This is a genomic window from Nostoc sp. 106C (assembly GCF_002154725.1).
Taxonomy (GTDB): domain Bacteria; phylum Cyanobacteriota; class Cyanobacteriia; order Cyanobacteriales; family Nostocaceae; genus Aulosira.
Genome location: NZ_MTAW01000121.1, coordinates 67,616 through 88,351, shown reverse-complemented (window position 1 = coordinate 88,351; position 20,736 = coordinate 67,616). Strand labels below are relative to the sequence as shown.

Genomic DNA, 20,736 nt, shown 5'->3' with positions numbered 1-20,736 from the left:
TTTTCTAAATAACCTAAATAGTATGCGCGAAAACTAACTAAAATTTAAAGCGATCACGGATTTATAAGCAAGAAAAGTTTGACACAACTTATTTGGTAGTAGTGCTAATTAGAATAATGCTTCCGATACAGAAAATATTTTCTTTTGTTCATGAAATTAATTAAAACAGCTTCAGGAAAAATTATCCTTTCGATTCTAGTCCTTAGCTGTCTGGCTGTTATTGGAGTTAGGCTGAGACGCAGCTTCTCTCAAATTCGCAGTGTACAAGCCTATGTTAATGGTGAAATCATTTTTGTGCGGGCATCCATTCCAGGCAAGCTAGAGTTGAAAAGCGAGAAAATTAAGTTGAGCAACCAACTTGAAAAAGGTACACAAATCGGTACTATTAAATCTACTGTCGAAAATCCACGAGTATCAGTCCTCAAAATTGAAAATCAGCAATTGAAAACTCGCCTACAAGATGCTCAACAGCAACTCTCTGGGGTAAAACAGCAAATTCAAAATCGAACTAAATTGATGAGCTTGTTTAGACAACAAACTGTCACCCAGAAAATGCTTCAAACCAAATACGCCGATCAACAGATAAAACAACTTGAAGAGGAAATCGCTGGAGAACAAGTCAGAAAAAAAGTAGCGCTTGCTGACGCTCACCGCCTTGCTAGCTTAGCAAAGGAGGGGGCAGAAACCATTTCCAGATCTGAAAACAAAATTGCAGAAGCGCAGCAAGCCGAAGCTGTAGTAAAGGAAGCTCAATCAAGAATTGAGCTAGCCAAACTCAACTTAGAAGCAACGAAAGCCGGACTTCAGCTAGAAGGAACTCGCACCTTAAGCTATCCTGAAACTCGCGTTCTCGAACTTGATGTAGAGTTAACAGACCTAAAGGAACAAGAAAGAATCCTCTCTAAACAAATCCAGAGTATTCAGTCACAGTTATCCATTACCAGTAAAGAATTGTTCTCTCAACAAAACGTCTTGGTCATAGCACCAACAACAGGCGTGATTTGGTCAATTGATTCCCAGCCCCAGGAAATAGTCGAAGCTAATAAATCGATTATTCAGTTACTCAACTGTCAGAATCTTTGGATAGAAGCATTCATAAATGAGACTGATGTGTCGAAACTTGTCGTTGGACAAGAAGCCCAAATCAACCTTAATAACTCAAGTAATGTTCAATGGGAAGGACGAGTAGAGACAATTAGAGCAGGTACAGGTCGTTTTGAAGTTGGGCAATATGTTGTAGAACCACCGCCAGAAATTGCTCGCCGTCAACTACCAGTACGGGTAGCGGCAGTACGAATCAAAGTTGATTGGCAGAAAACCCCTAGATTTGACGATTTTTGTCTGGCAGGGAGAAGTGTAAACGTTCGCTTTATCGAGTCAAAGTCCTAAGAGTTACAAACGAAATTGCGGAATTTTTCACGAATCGTTGCAATACCCCTTATTTCGTTGATGCAGAGTATATCGGCTCAATTGTTGCTCGACGGCTTAAAGAGACAGGTCATACCGTTTTCGGTCTGGCGTGAAGTGAATCATCTGCCCAAAAGCTCAAAGCACTTAAAATGAAGCCAGTTTTGGGAACTTTGCAAGATAGAGAAAAATTGATCGAAGCTGCCCGCTCCTCAGATGGTGTTATCCATACTGCATTCATTCATGACTACAGTGATTTTGCAGGTGTAGTCAAAACAGAATGTGATGTCATTTCTGCATTTGTAGAAGCTTTAGCGGGTTCGGGAAAGCCATTTATTGCAACATCAGGAACAGGTTTACTGGGTGATACAGGCGATCGCATCATTGATGACTCAGATAGCTTTGAGTTTCAGGGAGAATTAGCATGTAGAGCTGCTGCTGAACAGGATATCGTTCGTGCAGCCCAGCAAAATATTCGTAGTTGTCGCTTTGTCCACTTTGGTGGTCTGGTTTGCTTCTTCTGCGACAATAGTGGCTCAATAATTGCCCACTCTTTGTCGGTTAAGCTGCTTGAGTACGGCATTTATTTCTTATTTTATCCATTCTTCCAAGATCCCAAATGGGTTCTATAATTGCAGGTCACTACATATAGGCTTTTCAGCCTTAACGACCAGAATTTTTCCGTTGCTGGGGATAGATGGCGGTTATCAACAAAACATCAAGAACTGTTACAAAAACCCATCTGTTGCATAAAGGCTGGATAGAAGCTTGATAAGTGAAGGGTCAAAACTCAAAATATGGCATTGATATCTAACTATTCATAATCGAGCCATTGAGTTTCACACCAGCCTGATACTATTCCTTTTTCCAGTTAAAAAAGCCAATTGTATTTTCGCATAGGAAATTAAGACTAATGAGGATACAAGAATATTTAAGAGGCTTCGGTAGTAGTTTATCTGGTACAAATCCGTTGAACAGAACAATGTTTTCATTGAGTAAGTTAGGAGAAGAGCACTCAACTGCTACAACTGTGTTTAAATTTGAAATCATTACAGTGAATGGCCAAGAAAAGGAAAATTCTCAACGCCACGCTCAAGCCCAGTTATTCTGTGAAAAACTTGGTATTGAAGAGAGGCTAGAGATGGTTGCAATACCAGGCGGCACTTTCCAGATGGGGTCACCAGAAGCAGAAGCAGGAAGGGATACGCATGAAGGTCCAAAGCACATAGTGACAGTAGCCCCTTTCTTCATGAGTAAGTATCCGGTTACCCAGGCACAGTGGCGGTTTGTAGCAGCCCTTCCTCAAATCAATCACCCACTTGCACCAGATCCTGCTGATTTTAAAGGAGACAACAGACCTGTGGAGCGGGTTTCCTGGCATGATACAGTCGAATTTTGTGCACGGCTAGCCCAGTTAACGGGACGAGAGTACAGGTTACCTAGCGAAGCTGAGTGGGAGTATGCTTGTCGCGCTGGAACGACGACTCCTTTCTATTTTGGCAAGACTACTACAACTGAGTTGGCAAACTATGATGGACGTTCCATCTATAGTTATGAGGCAGGTCCTCCTTCGTCTCCTCCTCAAGATCCTCCTTCGTCTCCTCCTCAAGATCCTCCTTCGTCTCCCATCTCGGGGTTTGGGTATTCCTGTAGCTATTCTTCTCATCTCACATACCCTACATCCAAATTTGGATATTCCAGTAATCATCAAATTTCAATCAAGGAAAACAGGTTTTCATTTCAGGGGAATTACAAAGGAAAATCGCGTGAGCAAACAACTCCAGTTGGGAGCTTTCTGAAAGCTAATGCCTTTGGTTTGTACGATATGCATGGTAATGTGTGGGAATGGTGTGCTGACCACTGGCATGATAACTACCAGGGCGCACCTTTAGATGGAAGTGCATGGCTATCTGATGATGAGAATCAATATCGGGTAATGCGTGGGGGTTCATGGATAAATTATCCAGAACTTTGCAGAGCCGCAAGTCGTGCTAAGGGACTCCCCTATGACTTAAGCTACTACATCGGCTTTCGGGTTGTGTATGCTTTAGAGTGAGTCTTATAGACTACAACCAATAGATGAAAATTTACTGGAAGAGACAGCAGAAAAATTTAAATCACGTTGTCAATTCATCTTCCAAGTAAAGTAGGTGTGATTTAGGGTTGTTAGTTATTGGTTGGTAAGTATTTCTTCATAAACAACCAACGACCAATAAATAAGCAGTGGATAGAGTTTCTCCTAAGAGAGAGTATGGAGTGAGCTTTCTGCCGCGTCCTTTGTAATTTTGGTGACGATCTCTGAAGATAATATTTACCAACGGATAACAACTTATGATCGAGCACACTAGACAAAAATTTCTTGTAGCTTTTAAGAGTATTGTCCTGTGTGTCCCTTTGTTTGTACTGCAGATCAACCATGCAGTATGGGCGCAAAATCCAGACGCAGAGGTTAAAACTCTAGACGCTGAAGTTAATGCCTATATCCAGCAGCTAAAGGATCGGGATGTAACAGTTCGCGTCACTGCTGCATCTGCCTTAGGAAAACCAATTTTGGGAAATCCTAATTTCGCAAATCCTTCTGAGAGTGCCGCAGTGGCTGTTAACGCCCTGACCAAAGCACTGAGGGATCAAGAAGCAACTGTTCGAGTCAGTGCAGCTGTAGCCCTTGGGAAAAGGAGTTATGGCTCTACTACAGAAGATGTCGAAGTTCTTGCTAACTTAGCTATCCCTGCATTAATCAAAACTTTGAAAGATGATAAGGAGGTAGCTGGTGTTCGTTCCAGAGCAGCCAATTCCATAGGGGAAATATCTCGGGCAATCAATAACATAACTAAAAAGTCCTTGAGAGAATTTTTTGGGAACGAGGAAACGATCAACGATCTTGTCGGCACCCTTATCACCGCCTTGAAACATCGGAATGTACAAGTTCGTGCCAGTGCTGTTTATGCTTTGGGAGCAATAGGTTCAGACGCTAGCGCTGCTGTCCCTAGCCTCGTCAATCTCTTGAAGGATAAGAAGCAGGATGTAGTTGTCCGTGCCAAAGCCGCTAATTCCTTAGGAAATGCTGATTTGAAAGCAAGTTTAAATCGTAAAGCCGTTCCTGCCCTCATTAGCGCTCTACAAGAGCAGAAGCCAGAGGCATACTTTCTTCGCGCAAATGCTGCCCTTGCTCTGGGCTATATGGGGTCTGAGCCAACAGTTGCTAAGGATGCTGTCCAGCCTCTTATCATAGCTCTCAAAGATAAGAATACATTAGTTAGTTCTAGCGCTGCGAATGCCTTGGGATTAATGGGTTCAAATGCCAAAGACGCTATCTCCAAACTCATCGAGGTCGAAAAGGAAAAGAATCAGAATGTACAATTTCGCACAGATGTTATCAATGCTCTGGGAAAAATTGCGTCAGACCCAAAAGTTGCTGGCTCAAAACGCATTGTCTCTGTCCTCATCAGTATCCTCAAAGATGGAAAGGATGAAACATACGTTCGTCAATCTGCCGCTTATGCTCTGGGGAAAGTGGGGTTAGAGTCCGAAGAAGCTGTCCCTGCCCTCATTCAGGTTGTGGAAGATTCATTGGAAGATAAACCAGTTCGCAAATATGCCGCCTCTTCCTTGCAAGAATTTTTTAAAAACCAAGCCTATCAAGACCCAACTAAAAATAAAGAGAAATCCTTGCCTTTTGGAGGATGCAAGCAATTATTAATAATATGGAATGGGCAAAATGCAGCTAATGTTTTAGAGAAATCAAACGAAAAAGAAAAACTTTTTTTAGAAGAAGAAAAAGAGGTCAAATGGTATCTCCAAATTCTTAACCTACAGTTGCAATTTCTCATATTTAGCTGGATTCAAAAAAATCCGTTGGTTTTAGTAATAATACTCTATTTATTACTCTTACCATGTGTTTGGATTTTCATTTTTTGGCTAAATCCACTAGGGCTGTTTTACATCAAGCAAGCTTTCAATCGCTTTAAAGGTATTGATTTACCTGCTTCGTTATCAGGAGGTTTTAAGGTAACGATTGATATCTTAAGTTTTATAAGTTTTTTGGAATTTTTTTGTTATCGACCAAGAGTATTTGACAAGTGGGTTTCAAATCAATACAAGTTATTTAATAAGAATTTTCTTACACTAGTAAAAAAATTCGATAATTACGAACCTATAGCCGTTGAGCTAGATAGCACTTCAGTCACTAATCTTACTATCAAGGAATTGCAACCAATTTTTTCTAAAAAGATAAGTTGCCTAGTTATTCAGGGAGAAGGAGGAACAAAACTAGCCTATCAACTGGCTAAATGGGCAATGTCGAAAGACAAGAATGAGCGGCTTTGCAAGCACCTCATGTTGCCAGTACTGATTACTGACTTTGAATTAAATTTAGAAAATAAAGCTAATGAGAAACCTTTTATAAACGCTATATCTGGACAGATTAAAGACTTGGTTGAGGCGACTGATTCTATCTTACCAGAATTGCTCGACCAGCTTTTGAAACAGCGCCGTGTTTTAGTAATTGTGGATGTAGATGCCTTCCGTGAGATGAGTGATGACAAGATTTTGGAAATCAAGAATCAGCTTTCGCAGCTAGATTTTCCTGTGAATGCCTTAGTTATCACATCACGGACTAAATTAGATCTGAAAGGGAGACTTTACTCATTATGCCAAATCGTCACTGAGCCGAGATAGAGACGAAACTGGAAATAGTGGCTGAAAATGCTTGATTTTTCTTTATTTTAAACTGCTTTAAGTACAAATAAGTAACAAATTATCAAACATACATAGAAAAATTTATTTCAGCCTTAATTTCCGAATATGCAGCTATCTCGGCTCAAATTATGGCACATTCAAAACGTTAAAGGAGAACAGTCATGCCTGTTAAAGTCGAACCATCTGCCCCAGAAACACTTAAGGACGTAGACTTGAAACCACGCGGAAGAGTTTTTCCCAGTCCTGCTACTTGGCGAGACGAGATTTTATATTTTTTGTTGCCAGATAGATTCAGTGATGGCAGAGAAAATCAACGCCCACTTTTTGACCGCACAAATGCAGAACAATATAAAGCAAAAGACAAGAGCACATGGATGAAAGGCGGCAAAAAGTTTCAAGGTGGTACACTCAAAGGGATAGAGAGCAAATTGGACTACTTGAAAGGACTCGGTGTAACAACCCTTTGGATTGGACCAATTTGGCGGCAAAGATCTGACTTAGAAACTTACCACGGTTATGGAATTCAGAATTTTCTTGATATTGATCCGCGCTTTGGTACTCGTCAGGATTTAAGAGATTTGGTAGACGCCGCTCACGACAGACAGATGTATGTCCTGTTAGATGTTATTTACAACCACTCTGGCAATAACTGGTTCTATGATGACAATGGGCAACCCAAAGAAACCCTTCCCTATCGTTTTCAACCGCCTTATCCAGTCTATGGATGGCGTTCTGGACAGAATGGGCAAAGTCCGATTCGGATTGGTGACAAGAACAGCCTAGAAGATGGTGTTTGGCCAGAGGATTTTCAAAACCTTAATTGGTACAATCGCGCTGGTCAGATTGGTAAATGGGACCCAGAACCCTGGGAAAATCCACTAGATCCAGATAATGAATTCCGACGCGGGGATTTCTTCGATCTCAAAGACTTCGATCTCAAAAATCAGCCAGAAGCACTTTCAGCTTTGATTAAAGTATATCAGTATTGGATCGCTCTGAGCGATTGTGACGGTTTTCGCATTGATACAGTTAAACATGTGCCTTGGGAAGCATCTCGGAACTTCTGTGGTGGTCTCCGTGAATATGCAGAGTCTATTGGCAAAGAAAATTTCATGCTACTTGGAGAGGTAACAGGTGGTGCTGATATGGCTAAAAACTATCTAGATATTTTTGGTCGTAACCTAGATGCGGCTTTGGATATCGGAGACCCAACTCAAAAAATAGCAAATTTGGTCAAGGGGTTCACTAATCCCAAGGACTTTTTTGAACAGTTCGGTGGTCATGATTCTTTAGGCAGCCATCGTGAAACAGGGCGATATCACGTATCTATCTTGGATGACCATGACATGGTAGGGCGTCCTGGCAAATATAGATTTACAGCCAAAAATGATTTGCCAACTCGTTACGCACAGGTAGCTCATGCTGTGGGTCTGCAAATAACTACTCTGGGAATTCCCTGCATCTATTATGGTACTGAGCAAGCTTTTGATGGAAATCAAGAGAATCATGACATAAGCATTGAACCATTAGATCAGAATGGAAAAATTCCCTTTGATGACCGATACATCCGTGAATCTATGTTCGGTGGCACATTCGGAGCATTTGAAACAGAAGATTGTCACTTCTTTGATCCTAATCATCCAACGTATCTTCGCATTGCAGCGATTGCGCGGATTAGTAATCAAAAGAATAAGATTGGACAAGCTTTACGTCGTGGAAGACAGTATTTACGGGAAACCTCGTTTTTAGGTCGTTCATTTTCCATTCCGGGACCTGGAGAGTTAACTGCTTGGTCACGTATCCTGTTTGATCAGGAAGTTATGATAGCTCTAAATACCTCTGCTACTGAAAATCGAGGTGCAGAGGTCACAATTGATGCATTATTGCATCCGTCTGGTTCTAAGATCACCTTTCTGTACAAAAGTGACTGGAGTGACTCTGAGTTACGCAATCCTCCTGAGAATCATACCTTGACTGTTCAACTCAACAACAGTCGAGCGATAATTCGGATTGATTTACCTCCAACGGGAATGGCAATTCTCACATAACCTCAATTGAGCGATCGTCGTACAAAGGAGAAAAAGCCCCGACCACGCAAGAAAGCTGCGCAGTCGTACCTATCTCAAATCCTTATAATTCAAGCTTTTGCGTGAGTAAAAAGTTTTATTGCTTACTTCTTGCTTGTGCGATTCGATGTCGCACGTTGTAGAGTGAGTCCCTCAGAAAGACTCCTGGCAAGTGTCCAGTGCCAGTACCCGCCCGAAGGGGCAACAGGAGTAATCCGGTTGTCTCACAGCTAGAAGGTCAAGTGTGCCAAAACCTGTCAGCCGTAATGATGGGAGAGGTGCTAGGGTAAAGCCAACATGGTTAACGCAAGTGAACCTTTGAAGAGGCATCGTGAAGTAAGACTGTCGGAAACGGCTTTTACGGCAGCACGGGGTAATGAATTTCGTTCCAAGCAAGGCGAAATATTAGGACACCACAAACCCCCGGTGTATAGAGGGAACCTAAATTGGCTGTATCTCATGCGTGTGAAACGAAGTAACCCCAATGGGGTCTAGAAACGCCCAAAAGGCGTGAATAGTAAGGAAGGAGCAATCCAACCATAAAACCCCAGTGGGTGAGGGATGCCATAAAAAGCGAATGCTACTAGCCGAAAGGCAACGGGAATAAATAACCGAGTAGATAGGGTAACTGCCCAACCTGAAAGGGTGCTGACGTATGGTGGGTGAGTTTCTTGAAAACCTAGTGAAGAAACCGGACTCAAAAGGAAAAGTTAGATGCAATCTTTTGAGATTGTGAACGTAACTCAGAGAACTACTGAATGGAATTGCGTTAATTGGCGCAAAGCCAACAAAGTAGTGAGGAGACTGAGACAACGAATTTTCAAGGCAACCAAAGAAGGTAAATTAAAGTTGGTTCGTAGTCTACAAAGGCTACTAATGCGTAGCTATTCCAACATACTGTTATCAGTAAGGAAAGTAACGCAAATCAACGCTGGCAAGAATACGCCTGGAGTGGACAAACTCTTGGTGCAAACACCATCAGCCAGAGGAATGCTTGTAGATATGTTGACACAATGTATTCCTTGGAAACCACTCCCAGTCAAACGGGTGTACATCCCCAAGCCAAATAAGAAACAGCGCCCATTAGGAATACCTTGCATAATAGACCGCTGTTTACAGGCGATTGTTAAAAATGCATTGGAACCCTATTGGGAAGCTATTTTTGAACGCAGCAGCTATGGTTTTCGCCCTGGCAGAAGCGCCCATGATGCCATCAAGAAAATATTCACGCTGGCACATTCTAGAACTAGGAAAAAATGGGTAGTAGATGCTGATATCAAAAGCTGTTTTGACGAAATTGCTCATGTACCACTGAAGAACGCCATAGGCAATTTTCCGGCGCGAAAATTGATAAACCAATGGTTGAAAGCAAGATATATGGACAAAGGGACTTTTTATGAAACCAATACCGGAGTACCGCAAGGTGGAATAATCAGCCCCGTTTTGGCTAACATCGCTTTGCATGGAATGGAACAAGCGTTAGGTGTAACTTATAACAACAAAGATCAGCTCACCAGCCCAATTGCTGTTGTGAGATACGCTGACGATTTTGTAGTGTTCTGTGAAACCAAAGAATCTGCACTGAATTCAGTTTCTATCCTTAACAAATGGATGAAAGACAGAGGGCTTACCCTCTCCCCAGAAAAGACCAAAATAGTCCATATTAGTGAAGGATTTGATTTCCTTGGCTTTTCAATTAGACAATACAAAGACACCAACACCAAAACTGGTTGGAAACTGCTCATTAAACCGAGCAAAGAATCCATGCAGAAATTACGGGATAAGCTCAGACGTGTATGGTTAGAAAATAAAACCCTGAATGTCGATGCTTTAATAGCCAAGCTTAACCCAATTATTCGAGGTTCAGCTAACTATTTCCGTATCGGTGTATCCTCAGAAATCTTCAATAGTTTAGATTATTGGATGTATAAGAGGGCAAGAAGATACACCAAGCGAATGCACCCTAATAAATCTGACAAATGGCGCATAAATCGCTATTGGGGAAAACTAAATTTAGACAGGAACGATAACTTTGTGTTTGGAAACAAACTCTCTGGTCTTCACTTGTTGAAATTTAGTTGGTTTAAGATTAATAGGCATTGTCTTGTGAAAGGAACATCATCACCTGATGACCCGGCACTCAAAGAATATTGGTTAAACAGAGAAAAGGATAAATCCAAATATCTGTCCAAGAGCCTTGAGAAACTCGCACTTAAACAAGATAATCGATGCCCATTATGTGGTGACTCTCTGTTTAATGGAGAAACCCTACATCGGCATCACAAAATTCCTCGCCACCAGGGTGGTCAAGATACTTACGCCAATCTTCAATTAGTACATTACTATTGCCACCAACAAATTCATTCTTCTCAAAAGAAAGATATTTTCAAAGAAGAATTGCCACTTTGGTAGCTTCATGGCTTGCTTGAGCCGTGTGCATTTATAAGATGCAAGCACGGTTCTTAGGGGGGAAAGGGATAGTAATATCCCTGCCCTACCCGACACTAGATGATTGCAGGAATGAGCAAAATGAGTATCATGAAACTTTTTCTGTATAACCCGCTTGGTTTCTACTATCACCCTTCTCTCATCACTAAATCAATCGCAGAATCAATTAACTTTCTTTGGTCACTCTAGGAAGAGTAAAATCAGAAAGAAGGGCTGAAAGCCAGGAGGGGAGGATGACACAGCCAAGAAGCCCCAAATGGAGCGATCACCAAACTTTTCGATCTACTGAACTTAGCTAGTAGGAAAAATTAGAAATTTTTAGAAATTAGGAGTTGAACCTTCGTAAATTGGCTAAGGTATTGCTTTTGCAACTATTTTTGGCACATCGTTACAGAGATAGCGATCGCTCTGACTGACATTGGGGTTATTTTTCAAATAGTCATGAACGCGATCGCACCCCCTCCTCAATAAATCATTTAAATCTACGTTCAAAAGGGTGACAGTTTTATCACTTACCACAGCCAGGGTTTTGCCGTCGGGGCTAAAGTAGGCTTTACTGCGCGGGAGCAATGCGATTTTGCCTACTTCCGTAACGTTCTCCAAACTCCAAAATCTGATGCTGTTATCAGCACTTGCCGAAGCCAGAATTTTGCCATCTGGGCTAAAACTGATACTATTAATACCGTCTGTATGCCCCCTGAGCCGTCCAACGTTCTCGCCGTTCTCTAAGTTCCAGAGTTCGAGCGTGCCATCACTACTTCCCGCAGCCAGGATTTTGCTATCCGGGCTAAAACTGATGCTTGTAGCCTGAGCGTTAGCTCCTTGTATGCTCCTAGCTGGATTTCCCAGCGAGGGGAGTTCTTTGCCGTCCGCTGTCCTCCAGCGTTGGATAGTATTGTCATTCCTTAGTACTACCAGAGTTTTGCCATCTGGGCTAAAGCTGAAGCGATTTTCACTATACCCTTCAAGTGTGAGTGGTTTAAGTTCCTTGCCGTCTAAGCTAAAGAGCTTGAGCAATTTGCCTCCACCCGGTGTAGCTATCTTGCCATCAGGGCTGAAACTGACGCTACTGAACGAACTACTATAATTTACTCCACTTTCCGGGCGCTTCCAAAGTTCTTTGCCGTTCTCCAAGCTCCATAATTGGATAATGAAGTTAGCAGACGCAGCCAAGCTCTTGCCATCGGGGCTGAAGCTGAGGCTTTCAACCTGATTACTGCTCTCAGTGTCTGAAGCATTAGGAGCTACCTCGAACGTCTTGAGTTGCTTGCCATCCAAGCTCCAGATTGTAACTTTCTTGAAGCCACCTAAAGCAATTGTCTTGCCATCCGGGCTAAAGCTAAAGCAATTGATTAAATTATCCAGTTTAAGTGTTGTTAATGGCTCCTTTGACAAACTCCAAAGTTTGATGCTGCCATCACCATTCCCCGCAGCCAATGTTTTGCCGTCAAGGCTAAAGCTAACACTATTGACACTACCACGCCCATTAATAGTGGTGAGTTCATTACCGTCCAAGTTCCAAAGTTTGATGATGCCATCACGACTTGCCCAAGCGATTGTCTTGCCATCGGGGCTAAAACTGATGCTATTTGATATGTCGCCATTTATCGGATGCCTCCCCAGTGCATTGCCGTTGAGATCCCACAGTGTTATGGCGTGATAGTCTACCAAAATTAGCATTTTGCCATCAGGGCTGAAACTCGCATTCCCCGATACCTTGAAAGTGGTCTTTAATTTCCCATCTAGGCTCCAAAGTTTAGTAGTATCCCCATTTGAAACGATCGTTTTACCATCAGGGCTAAAGCTAACGCTCCCAACTGTCCCAATGTTAATATTTTCGCTATCAAGCTCAGTGCTATGTCCTTGGATTGTCCAGAGTTGCTCGCCATCAATACTCCAGAGTGTAACGATGCCGTCTTCAGTTCCCGAAGCCAGTAGCTTACTGTCGGGACTGAAGCCGACACTCGTAACAGAAGTGATATGCCCTTTGAGGGGAACCAATTCTTTGCTTTTTTTGCTACTTCGACTCCAAACTGTAGCGGTTCCTTTGAGGAAAATCAATTTTTTGCTTTTTTTGCTATCTAAATTCCAAAGTGTAATACTTGCATCTCTACTGCCCAATGCTACCATCTTGCAGTCGCGACTGAAGCTAACGCTCTCAACATCAGCAGTCTGCCTATCGATGGTGTCAAGTTCCTTACCGTCTAAGCCCCAGCGTTTAACGATCCCGTCCTGACTTACTGAAGCGATGGTCTTGCCGTCATTGCAAAAGCTGACACCACTAACAGCAGTGTTATTATACCCTTGCAGGCGGTTGTGTTCTTTCACACCGTAAACTACCTGCTGTAGGGCATTCACAACCGGAATTGTGGTTTCAGGCGGTGCGTTAACCGTCCATTGTAGTGTTTTTGCTGCCTTTAAGCCGTCTACTAAAGCATCCAACTGTTGATCTCGACCAAAGTACTGTTCTGAAGATCTAGCCAAGTTTATACTTTGTGTTTGTTGGTTTTGATTCCACTGATTAAAAGCAAATAGCAACACGCCACCAAGCACCAAAGCTCCCAGTCCATAGGCGCGAAGCTGATTGTTTCGTCGGCGCTGGAGGCTAGAAACAACAAACTCAGTTTCTACCTGGTTAAACCAGTTGTTTGTCTGAGAATTGAGTACCTGTTTTAACAAATCCAAGCGGGGGTTGGCATTCCAAAGTAGACCTAACTGTTGATTTCTTTTCCCTAGTTGCTGGAACCAAGCAGTTGGAGCAGTATCCCAATGAAATTTTTCTGGGCGCTGATTTTTCCAATCCTGAGCAACGCCTGTTAGCTGCCGTTGCAAAATACTAATTTCTTGCTCTTGAGGATCTTGTTTCCAAATCAGCAGCTTTCGCCAACCCTGCACCAGGGCATCGTGGGCTGGCTCCACATAAGATTTACCCTCTATATCCTGTCCTTCAATCAGTAAGCGTGCTGCCGAAAAGCTTTTGATTACTTGCTTTACCCTCTGATTTTCTGGCTCTGGATACTCTAGTTCCGACCAAGATACCCGTCGGCGGGCGGCTAACTCACCTGTGCCCACTGCTACCATCCGTAGCATCACATGACAGATCGTCTGCTCGAATGCTGGATCGAGCTTGACTAATTCCTCATATTCGCGATCTGCTCTTTGGGTGAGACTTAGAGCTACTCCACCTAGTTCTTGGTAATCTGCCTCAGTAATAGCTCTGTCTATTGTTTCACTGCGTTGTTGAGCAATTCTCTGCCGTTTTAGATATTTCAGATAAAGCTCGCTCAGTGTAAAAGATAACAGAGGTAGCGCACCGGGCATATTTGCCACTTCATCAATCAGGCGATCGACCAAAGGATAATTGCGATCGTCCGATTTAAAATACATCACTTTGGCAGATGCCGGTTCCTCTATTGCTTGGCGCAAGTCCATCCGTGTCATTGGTGGCACAATAAATCGAGCAGCCGTCCAATGTTGCTTTAATGGGGTATCTCTAAATTGAGATTCAAAATCTAAGCGTAGCGTCAGTACCAATCGCAATTGTTGAGGATAATTTTTTACTGCTTCCGCTAAAAAGTTGAGAAATAATTCCCGCTCTTGTTCGTCTTTGCAGAGGGTAATCAGTTCTTCAAACTGATCGATTGCTAGTAATAATTTTGACTGAGGATTTAACTCGATCCAAGTTGCTAAATGAGCGCAAAGAGTTTCTACTGTATCAAAAGTAGGCAGGCTGGTAATAGAGGAGAGCAAATAATTTTTTGAGTTTAATGTATTATTTAAAGCTCGTAATGGAGACTCACCCGGACGTATTGGCTTTAAAATACGCCACTGTTGGTGAGTTGTGTCTAAATTTTTTATGTAAGCAATTAATCCTGCCTTCACTAAGCTTGATTTACCTGTACCTGAAGCCCCTAAAACTATAGTTAACGGTTGCTGACAAATGTGTGTAAATAACTGTTTTGTTAACGCTTGTCTACCAAAAAAAAACTGAGTGTGTTCTTCGTTAAAAGATTCTAAGCCGCGATAGGGATTTTGAGATTCATCCAGAGGTGGCGCTGGTGGTAAATTGAGTGGATGTCCAGGTGCGAGAAATATATACTCGCCTTTGTCATGTTTTTTCAGAGGCCAAATACCGGGGGTTTGCCGTTGGCGATTTTCTTGAGTTGCTGGTTCAACTGCATCGCGCAGATACAAGTAGAGTTCGGTAGCAGTAATGATGCCGTCTCCAGAGGGTTTGCCATTACTAGCAGACGGATAGGCATCAGCAGAACCCGTTAACGCTTCCAGCAATGCTGCTGCAAAGGGTGAATGCTCGCCAATTTGACCGCGTTCTGTATTCAAATTAAAAGCATCTAAGGCTTTTTGGTCATAAGCAGCAGAGGTAATTATTTGCCAAGCTGGGTCAGTAATAAAGCGGTCATAACGTTCTTTATGAATCACTTCCGGTGCAGCTAATAAATCTCTAGTACTCGACCAGCGAAATGCACCAGCAAAGCAGCAATCGAGAATTCCCAAGAAATGACGACATGGTAAATCGCTCAAGTACTCCTGCAAATAAGCCATTGGTAGATAGGTTTTGGTATCTCCCAGTTTGGCATCTTGGGGAATTAAATAACCTTCTGGGCCATCATCACCATTAAGGGCAATTCCATGTCCCGCAAAGTAAAATAACAAGCGGTCATCTGCGGTAACGTGTTGTGGAAGAGTTTTTTCGAGAAAATTTTTCAGGTTCTTAAGGGTGGCTACTTCATCTAAGCATACCCATACTTGATAACTATGCTTTTCTCGCAATACTTCAACTAACTTTTTAGCATCATTGGTAGCATTTTTTAGAGAAGAAATACCGTTTGTGTAATTATTAATGCCGATGATAAATGCCAGATTTCTAGAAAACTCAGACATAAAAACAGTTCCTTCATCGGTTAGTTCTTTGACCTGTTTAAAAGTGATGTACTTATGGTTTCACTGCATACTGACTTTTTTTGAATTCAAAATGGAGAATAATAAAAAACACTGATTAGGATTTAAAATTATACTAATTTGAAAAAAGAATGCGACAGAGACATAAGCTAAAACCTTTATGATATCTAGTTTTATTAACTTTGAATTTTGAATTGTTAAGTGTTGGGGCGCACAGTAGTAATGTTGATTTGATTGGTAATCCAGTCATCATACAATTCCTGTTCCTCTAGTGCAGCTCTTAAGTCGCGAGATTGCACGCGCTTCATCAAACGGTTTAGCGTTCCCCGCCCTCTGTTTACTTCTCTTTCGGGGAAAAAAGGCAAGTCTAGTTTATTTTGTCTCAATAAGGTAGCATCAAACTCAGCAGTACTAACAATCAGTTTGAGAATATCTTGGCTCTGAGTTATTCCCTGTTTCCAAAGTTTTTCTGGCACTGTTGGGTAGATATTTTCACCTCTCAATGCCCAAGCTTCTTCTCCTGGTTTGAGCCAAACACCTCCAGTTTCCAAAAGTTGGGGATCGACTGCGTAGCTGTCCGTTAGATCCAGAAGGGCGCAAAAAAGTTCTCGAGTACTAGTATTTTTGAGTTTGACTTTAAAAGCCGGGCTTTTCCACTTTCCATTTTGCTGTTGGTACTGGAACTTAATCTGAGCATCTTTAATCTCTTCCCCTAACTGATAAATGACCATTTGCACTGCCGAGGCTTGAATGCTACTGGTCGCTGGGCTGGAGAGTTCAGCTATATTTGTCCAACGGGCAATATGCTCCAATCGCTCGATCGCTTGTAAAGCATTTTTTTCTGTATAGCCTTGAATTTGAGCAACTAATGGACGGTCATCGGCTGGGCGAGTAATTAAATATTGCCCATTACAAGCAAGTAACTTAAATTCAGCATCTTCAGGCTTTGCAACTTCCTTAAGGAATAATGAGGGCTGTTTTTCTGTCCCTATGGTCAGCAGTGCGGTGCGAGCTAATTTTACTCCTGCTGATTCACCAGCAATTAAAACACCTTTAGGCGGTAGGGGTAAACTGGTGACAACTGCTTTAAAAGTCATCTCTGGTTCTAAATTTTCAATACCACTAATCTGGATTTGACTTAGATGGGGCATAACCGCAATCACTTTAGCTTTAGCGATCGCCGTTGACAATTCCTTCATTCGTTCCGGGGAACTGTCAAAGGAAAATAATGCAAGTTCGGTTGTTTCATCAAAAGAAGGTTGGGGAACTCCATGAACCGCACCTCCATCAATTACCCATTCATAATCTTTGTGATAACTGACACTTAGGTAAGGTTTGCCAGCAGCGATCGCTCCCCCTAAAAACGGTTGTTCTAAATCATCCAGTACTGTTGCTTCCAATTGGGGGGATTGAGCCGCAATTTTAGCGCGAACTAAAGCATTAGTGCGTTTAAATAAATCTCTATAAGTTAAACTGCCATTGGCTTTTTTTAAAGTATCGAGTAAAAAATAAGAAAATGCTCCCCGATGTTGTCCGCTCCCGTTATATTCTTTGGCTGTTTCGCGATCGCGGCAAGCTGCTAAAAAAATATGTTTTGCGCGTGGGAAAGTCCAGCGAGCGGTATTTTTTGCCAGACTGCGCTCAGTTGATAGTTGCTCGGCATCTTTATTGGAAAAGATAAAACTGTTTAAGGGGCGCTTTCTTCTATCAATAGGAGCCAGACGGACTGCTGTATCTGATTCTAAGTCACCACGAGTGCCAGAACTGGAGTGACAACAATCCATAATAATCGTAATCTGAGGTTTTTTCTGGGCTATCTCTGCAATCAGCTTTGCTAATTCTTTATCTGCTAAGTCCCAACTCCCCGGACTGCGGCTGTCGTAACAAACAAGGGTTTCATTCATTCGATCTGGTTCTATAGTCCAAAACTCTTCTGGGGCTTCTTCTTGAGAACCATGTCCTGCGTAGTAGAAAAATACTATATCTTCGCTACAAGCTTGGCACAGGTGTTGACGAAAAGCATTAATAATTGCTTGGCGGGTTGCATCCTGATTCAATAATGTCAGTAGGTGTAACTGATACTCATCATTATCAACTCGCCCTTCTAAGTACTCTTTGATTGCAGTTATATCATTTACACATCCCTGCAATGAAGAAACAGGGCTTGGATATTCATCAATGCCAACTAGTAATGCGTAGATATTCCGATTCATATAGCAATAATACTAATTTTTGACGATACACTGCAAATATACGTTTACTTGCTCAGCTACAACAATAAATGAAGGTTTTCCGAATTATTGTCAAAAATTTTTTGAGATTTAACTGGAGACATCTAGCAATTGTTCGCAGTCAGCCGAAATGACCCCACACCACATTACCAGCACAATATGTGACTGTAACCATAAGTTTGCCGCAGTATGTCACTTAAAGGATAATGTGGTTCTTGTCAGATTTTGGTGATGATGAAAAGACTTTCAGACCACATGGGCCACATCAGTTTTCTAATTCTGCCTTACATGGTGATTCAGTGGTAGCACCTGTTGAGAAAGAGAAAGTCTTAGAAATGTTGGAGGAAGTCAGGACTGTAGAAGATGTTCACAAATTAGCAGGTGATGAAGATGTGCAGGAGTGGGAAAATGCGATCGCTTATTATCTTGGAAATATTCAAGATGAAATTTCGCTACCGCAACTGCAACGTGCTTTAAAAATGCCTTTAGTAGAAGTATGGCTGGGATTATTGTTGGGTGGGTTTACATTGGAACAACGTGGGGATTTTTACGACAGTCATAAGATCTGGGTGAATAAAAAATAATGCTAGTACCAACAAGTAAACCTGTCTGGACTAGCATTATTCAGTTAGTTGGTTCTAAAATGGGGGTTCTTCGTCTAGGTCTTCATTTGTCGAAGTAACGTTATCTTCGAGTAGTTCCTTGGCAAAATCGGGAGTCTCAGGCGAGTGAGAGTTTTTGCTAACTTGGGTAAGTTCGTTAATAGGTTGTGCTGAGATAAAGTTTCTAATTACGAATGTGGCAATCTTTTCTTTGTACTCACCCCTGTTATCTACTACTAAATCAAGATATCCTTCTGCTGTACCATGTACGCCTTCCCCCTGTTCATTGATAACGACAGCAGGTGCGCCCTTGGAACGGAATGGTATCTCGTCAGTAACGACTCCTTCCTTAGAACGGTAGTAGAATTCAGCAATCCCAAAAGCAATCAAGGAACCTTCTTTGTCGTGGGTTGTGTTCACTGACTTAAGATTAATAGTTGCAGTATTATGAATCATGGTCGTTTGATTTGTAGATTGATTAGATGGTTAATCACCTATGATTTATACTGCATAGGCGATTTGTAACTTTCTAGAAATTTGCGTTAGCTACAGCCTGTGTTTCGTTTGGTACAGAAGTAGATGTAGATTCTTCCTTACGGGGTGAACCTAATAATTCAATGGCGTTGATTGTGATTATAGGTTTTTGTCGTATAGTGCCAGAATTTTTATCAGCCCAACGGTCGAATCCAAACTCACCAGTAATTGCAATCTGAGTTCCTTTACAAACGTAATTTCCAATCACTTCTGCTTGATTTCCCCAAGCGACTAAATCAAACCAAAGGGCTTGTTCACTTCTGTAGGGCGGTCTTACTGCAATAGAGATTGAAGCTTTAACTGCTCCCGACTCGAAATATTTCAGATCGGGTTCTTGTCCACATCTGCCAACTAGCATGACTTTGTTGATATAGTTCATAACGCGAGAATTGATATATTTCTTTTATTGCTGCGTCAGCATTAGTTCTTTGAGGATTTCTCATTTTGACGAATTGTTTTATTTAAAGCACACTTTTTGATTCATACTTGTGAGTTATTTTTTATCCCTGTTTCTCATTGCATTGCGGTTTTTACTAAGGAACGTCTAATTATCCTGTGCTATGGTGGGATCGCAATTAGCGTGGTATGTATCTAAAAATTATAAGTAATGACTTATGCTTGAATATCTTCTCCTAAAGCGAGTAAGTATTTGTAAGCTGATACTCTTGGCTTTGATGTGGATACAGTTCGATGAAGACAGCCAAAATCAGCTAACTCCTGACTACTCTTCACCTTTGCAAGTAGAAAATCTTACGTGGTTAGGAGAAACATCTGTTGGAGAAGAGGTTGAGCATTTTTGTGATGTTTCTAATACTGCTAGGATAGGTGTTTGGGGAGAAATTCTAGAACTGAAGTTAGTAGATTTAATTGCTGATTTACCGACTTGTTTGCACGATGCTTCATGGTTTGCTCTACTTGCAATTACTATGATGTTGGTGGATAAGGAATTAGAGGGGATATGCGTACACCCACAAGATGAGTATTTTGCCCGGACTCTTGCGCTTGAAAGTTTGGCAGATTTGGGTGATTCTTACTTAGCCAAAGGTCATCCTTATTTAGATTTTCCTTTATCATTAGAAGACGCTCAATCATTACTACCAGTTAATAGAAAGCAAGAGTTAGAAATCGAGTTAGAGAAATTTATTGTTAATACTTATGAAGACGATTTTGATGATGCAGCACCAGATATTTGTGAGTTTTCATCCATCTACTTGCAAGATATTTTAAAAGAGTTTTTTGTTGAATCTGACTGGCAGGGTGATATTAATCAAGAGGCGGTTGCACAGCTTCAAGAAAAGTATGGTTCACAGTATTCAGAAGGTGCGTTCTCTCCTGAAACTAAGGAACAAGAACGTTGGGGCAAAACGCTTGTTTTTCTCAAACAGTTTATAGCTCTGGATTCTAATTTTATCGAAAGCCAAAGCGATTTATTCCTTGATGAATCTCATGCGGCAGAATTACCTGATTACTTCCGCATCAAGACCCGTTTAGAAGGTTGGCAATACCGAACAGTTGTCTTATCCCGGTTGGTTCATACTTTAGTTCATTTTTTACTGGTAGGACAAAATTATCATCCTAGTCATATACAAGATTTGATGGCTATTCCAGTTTCTTCACGGGCTATATCCAGCCTACAAGCTTGTTTAGGTGTAGCTGCTTACAGAAGTGGTTATTACATGGCTGCTTCAAATATTCCCGAATCAGAAATTGGGCGTAACTGGTTGCTACAAAAAGCTTTCCCTAACCTGCTTGAGTTTTATCAAACAGGTCGTTTGAATGGAAAACAGTAATTAATATTCTGCTGTTGATTAATAAAAACAAATTTATAAT

At 41.7% G+C, this 20,736-nt stretch carries 14 protein-coding genes; 9 read left to right on the top strand and 5 right to left on the bottom strand.

What is annotated here, in order from left to right; genetic code table 11:
• Positions 1-150: 150 nt before the first annotated feature.
• The 6 genes from BV375_RS17675 to BV375_RS36060 all read left to right on the top strand — a co-directional run bounded on the left by BV375_RS17675 (position 151) and on the right by BV375_RS36060 (position 8,666).
• Positions 151-1,389: an HlyD family efflux transporter periplasmic adaptor subunit gene (locus tag BV375_RS17675; protein WP_086762707.1), complete on the top strand. Its 1,239-nt coding sequence runs from the start codon at positions 151-153 to the stop codon at positions 1,387-1,389.
• Between the two features lie 170 nt (positions 1,390-1,559).
• Positions 1,560-2,039, top strand: coding sequence for a hypothetical protein (locus tag BV375_RS36940; protein WP_166507468.1), 480 nt, complete (start codon positions 1,560-1,562; stop codon positions 2,037-2,039).
• A gap of 281 nt (positions 2,040-2,320) precedes the next feature.
• Complete coding sequence (locus BV375_RS38185) at positions 2,321-3,463, top strand: formylglycine-generating enzyme family protein (protein WP_243713976.1); 1,143 nt, start codon at positions 2,321-2,323, stop codon at positions 3,461-3,463.
• Positions 3,464-3,738: 275 nt separating this feature from the next.
• A complete protein-coding gene (locus tag BV375_RS17660) occupies positions 3,739-6,084 on the top strand; it encodes a HEAT repeat domain-containing protein (RefSeq protein ID WP_086762705.1) in 2,346 nt (781 codons plus the stop codon).
• 182 nt (positions 6,085-6,266) lie between these two features.
• Positions 6,267-8,153 carry an alpha-amylase family glycosyl hydrolase gene (locus BV375_RS17655; protein WP_086762704.1) on the top strand — a complete coding sequence of 629 codons (1,887 nt, stop codon included), beginning with the start codon at positions 6,267-6,269 and terminating at the stop codon, positions 8,151-8,153.
• Between the two features lie 315 nt (positions 8,154-8,468).
• Complete coding sequence (locus tag BV375_RS36060) at positions 8,469-8,666, top strand: hypothetical protein (protein ID WP_143842117.1); 198 nt, start codon at positions 8,469-8,471, stop codon at positions 8,664-8,666.
• On the opposite strand, the gene BV375_RS36055 is transcribed toward BV375_RS36060, so the two are convergent.
• On the bottom strand, positions 8,663-8,872 hold the full coding sequence (locus BV375_RS36055; RefSeq protein ID WP_143842116.1) for a hypothetical protein: 210 nt from the start codon (positions 8,870-8,872) through the stop codon (positions 8,663-8,665). The two genes, BV375_RS36060 and BV375_RS36055, sit on opposite strands and share 4 nt — an antisense overlap.
• 13 nt (positions 8,873-8,885) lie before the next feature.
• On the opposite strand from BV375_RS36055, the gene ltrA reads away from it, so the two are divergent.
• On the top strand, positions 8,886-10,583 hold the full coding sequence (gene ltrA / locus BV375_RS17650; protein WP_086762702.1) for a group II intron reverse transcriptase/maturase: 1,698 nt from the start codon (positions 8,886-8,888) through the stop codon (positions 10,581-10,583).
• Between the two features lie 387 nt (positions 10,584-10,970).
• On the opposite strand, the gene BV375_RS17645 is transcribed toward ltrA, so the two are convergent.
• Positions 10,971-15,521 carry a caspase family protein gene (locus BV375_RS17645; protein WP_086762700.1) on the bottom strand — a complete coding sequence of 1,517 codons (4,551 nt, stop codon included), beginning with the start codon at positions 15,519-15,521 and terminating at the stop codon, positions 10,971-10,973.
• A 215-nt stretch (positions 15,522-15,736) separates the two neighbouring features.
• A complete protein-coding gene (locus tag BV375_RS17640; protein ID WP_086762698.1) occupies positions 15,737-17,752 on the bottom strand; it encodes a caspase family protein in 2,016 nt (671 codons plus the stop codon).
• Positions 17,753-17,985: 233 nt separating this feature from the next.
• On the opposite strand from BV375_RS17640, the gene BV375_RS17635 reads away from it, so the two are divergent.
• The gene (locus tag BV375_RS17635; RefSeq protein ID WP_243713975.1) at positions 17,986-18,354 is read left to right on the top strand and encodes a hypothetical protein; all 369 of its coding nucleotides are present in this window, start codon (positions 17,986-17,988) and stop codon (positions 18,352-18,354) included.
• A gap of 54 nt (positions 18,355-18,408) precedes the next feature.
• Here the strand turns inward: BV375_RS17635 and BV375_RS17630 are convergent, their stop codons facing one another.
• Positions 18,409-18,828, bottom strand: a complete 420-nt coding sequence (locus BV375_RS17630; protein ID WP_053458066.1) for a hypothetical protein — start codon at positions 18,826-18,828, stop codon at positions 18,409-18,411.
• 73 nt (positions 18,829-18,901) lie between these two features.
• Positions 18,902-19,285: a single-stranded DNA-binding protein gene (ssb, locus tag BV375_RS17625; RefSeq protein ID WP_086762696.1), complete on the bottom strand. Its 384-nt coding sequence runs from the start codon at positions 19,283-19,285 to the stop codon at positions 18,902-18,904.
• Positions 19,286-19,520: 235 nt separating this feature from the next.
• On the opposite strand from ssb, the gene BV375_RS17620 reads away from it, so the two are divergent.
• Positions 19,521-20,696 carry a hypothetical protein gene (locus tag BV375_RS17620; RefSeq protein WP_086762694.1) on the top strand — a complete coding sequence of 392 codons (1,176 nt, stop codon included), beginning with the start codon at positions 19,521-19,523 and terminating at the stop codon, positions 20,694-20,696.
• The last annotated feature ends 40 nt before the right edge of the window (positions 20,697-20,736 follow it).

Coding starts and splice junctions, on each gene's coding strand:
- BV375_RS36060 (WP_143842117.1), top strand. CDS start 8,469: ATGGTTAACGCAAGTGAACCTTTGAAGAGGCATCGTGAAGTAAGACTG.
- BV375_RS17675 (WP_086762707.1), top strand. CDS start 151: ATGAAATTAATTAAAACAGCTTCAGGAAAAATTATCCTTTCGATTCTA.
- BV375_RS17620 (WP_086762694.1), top strand. CDS start 19,521: ATGCTTGAATATCTTCTCCTAAAGCGAGTAAGTATTTGTAAGCTGATA.
- BV375_RS17645 (WP_086762700.1), bottom strand. CDS start 15,521: ATGTCTGAGTTTTCTAGAAATCTGGCATTTATCATCGGCATTAATAAT.
- BV375_RS17630 (WP_053458066.1), bottom strand. CDS start 18,828: ATGATTCATAATACTGCAACTATTAATCTTAAGTCAGTGAACACAACC.
- BV375_RS36940 (WP_166507468.1), top strand. CDS start 1,560: ATGAAGCCAGTTTTGGGAACTTTGCAAGATAGAGAAAAATTGATCGAA.
- ssb (WP_086762696.1), bottom strand. CDS start 19,285: ATGAACTATATCAACAAAGTCATGCTAGTTGGCAGATGTGGACAAGAA.
- BV375_RS17655 (WP_086762704.1), top strand. CDS start 6,267: ATGCCTGTTAAAGTCGAACCATCTGCCCCAGAAACACTTAAGGACGTA.
- BV375_RS17640 (WP_086762698.1), bottom strand. CDS start 17,752: ATGAATCGGAATATCTACGCATTACTAGTTGGCATTGATGAATATCCA.
- BV375_RS38185 (WP_243713976.1), top strand. CDS start 2,321: ATGAGGATACAAGAATATTTAAGAGGCTTCGGTAGTAGTTTATCTGGT.
- ltrA (WP_086762702.1), top strand. CDS start 8,886: ATGCAATCTTTTGAGATTGTGAACGTAACTCAGAGAACTACTGAATGG.
- BV375_RS17660 (WP_086762705.1), top strand. CDS start 3,739: ATGATCGAGCACACTAGACAAAAATTTCTTGTAGCTTTTAAGAGTATT.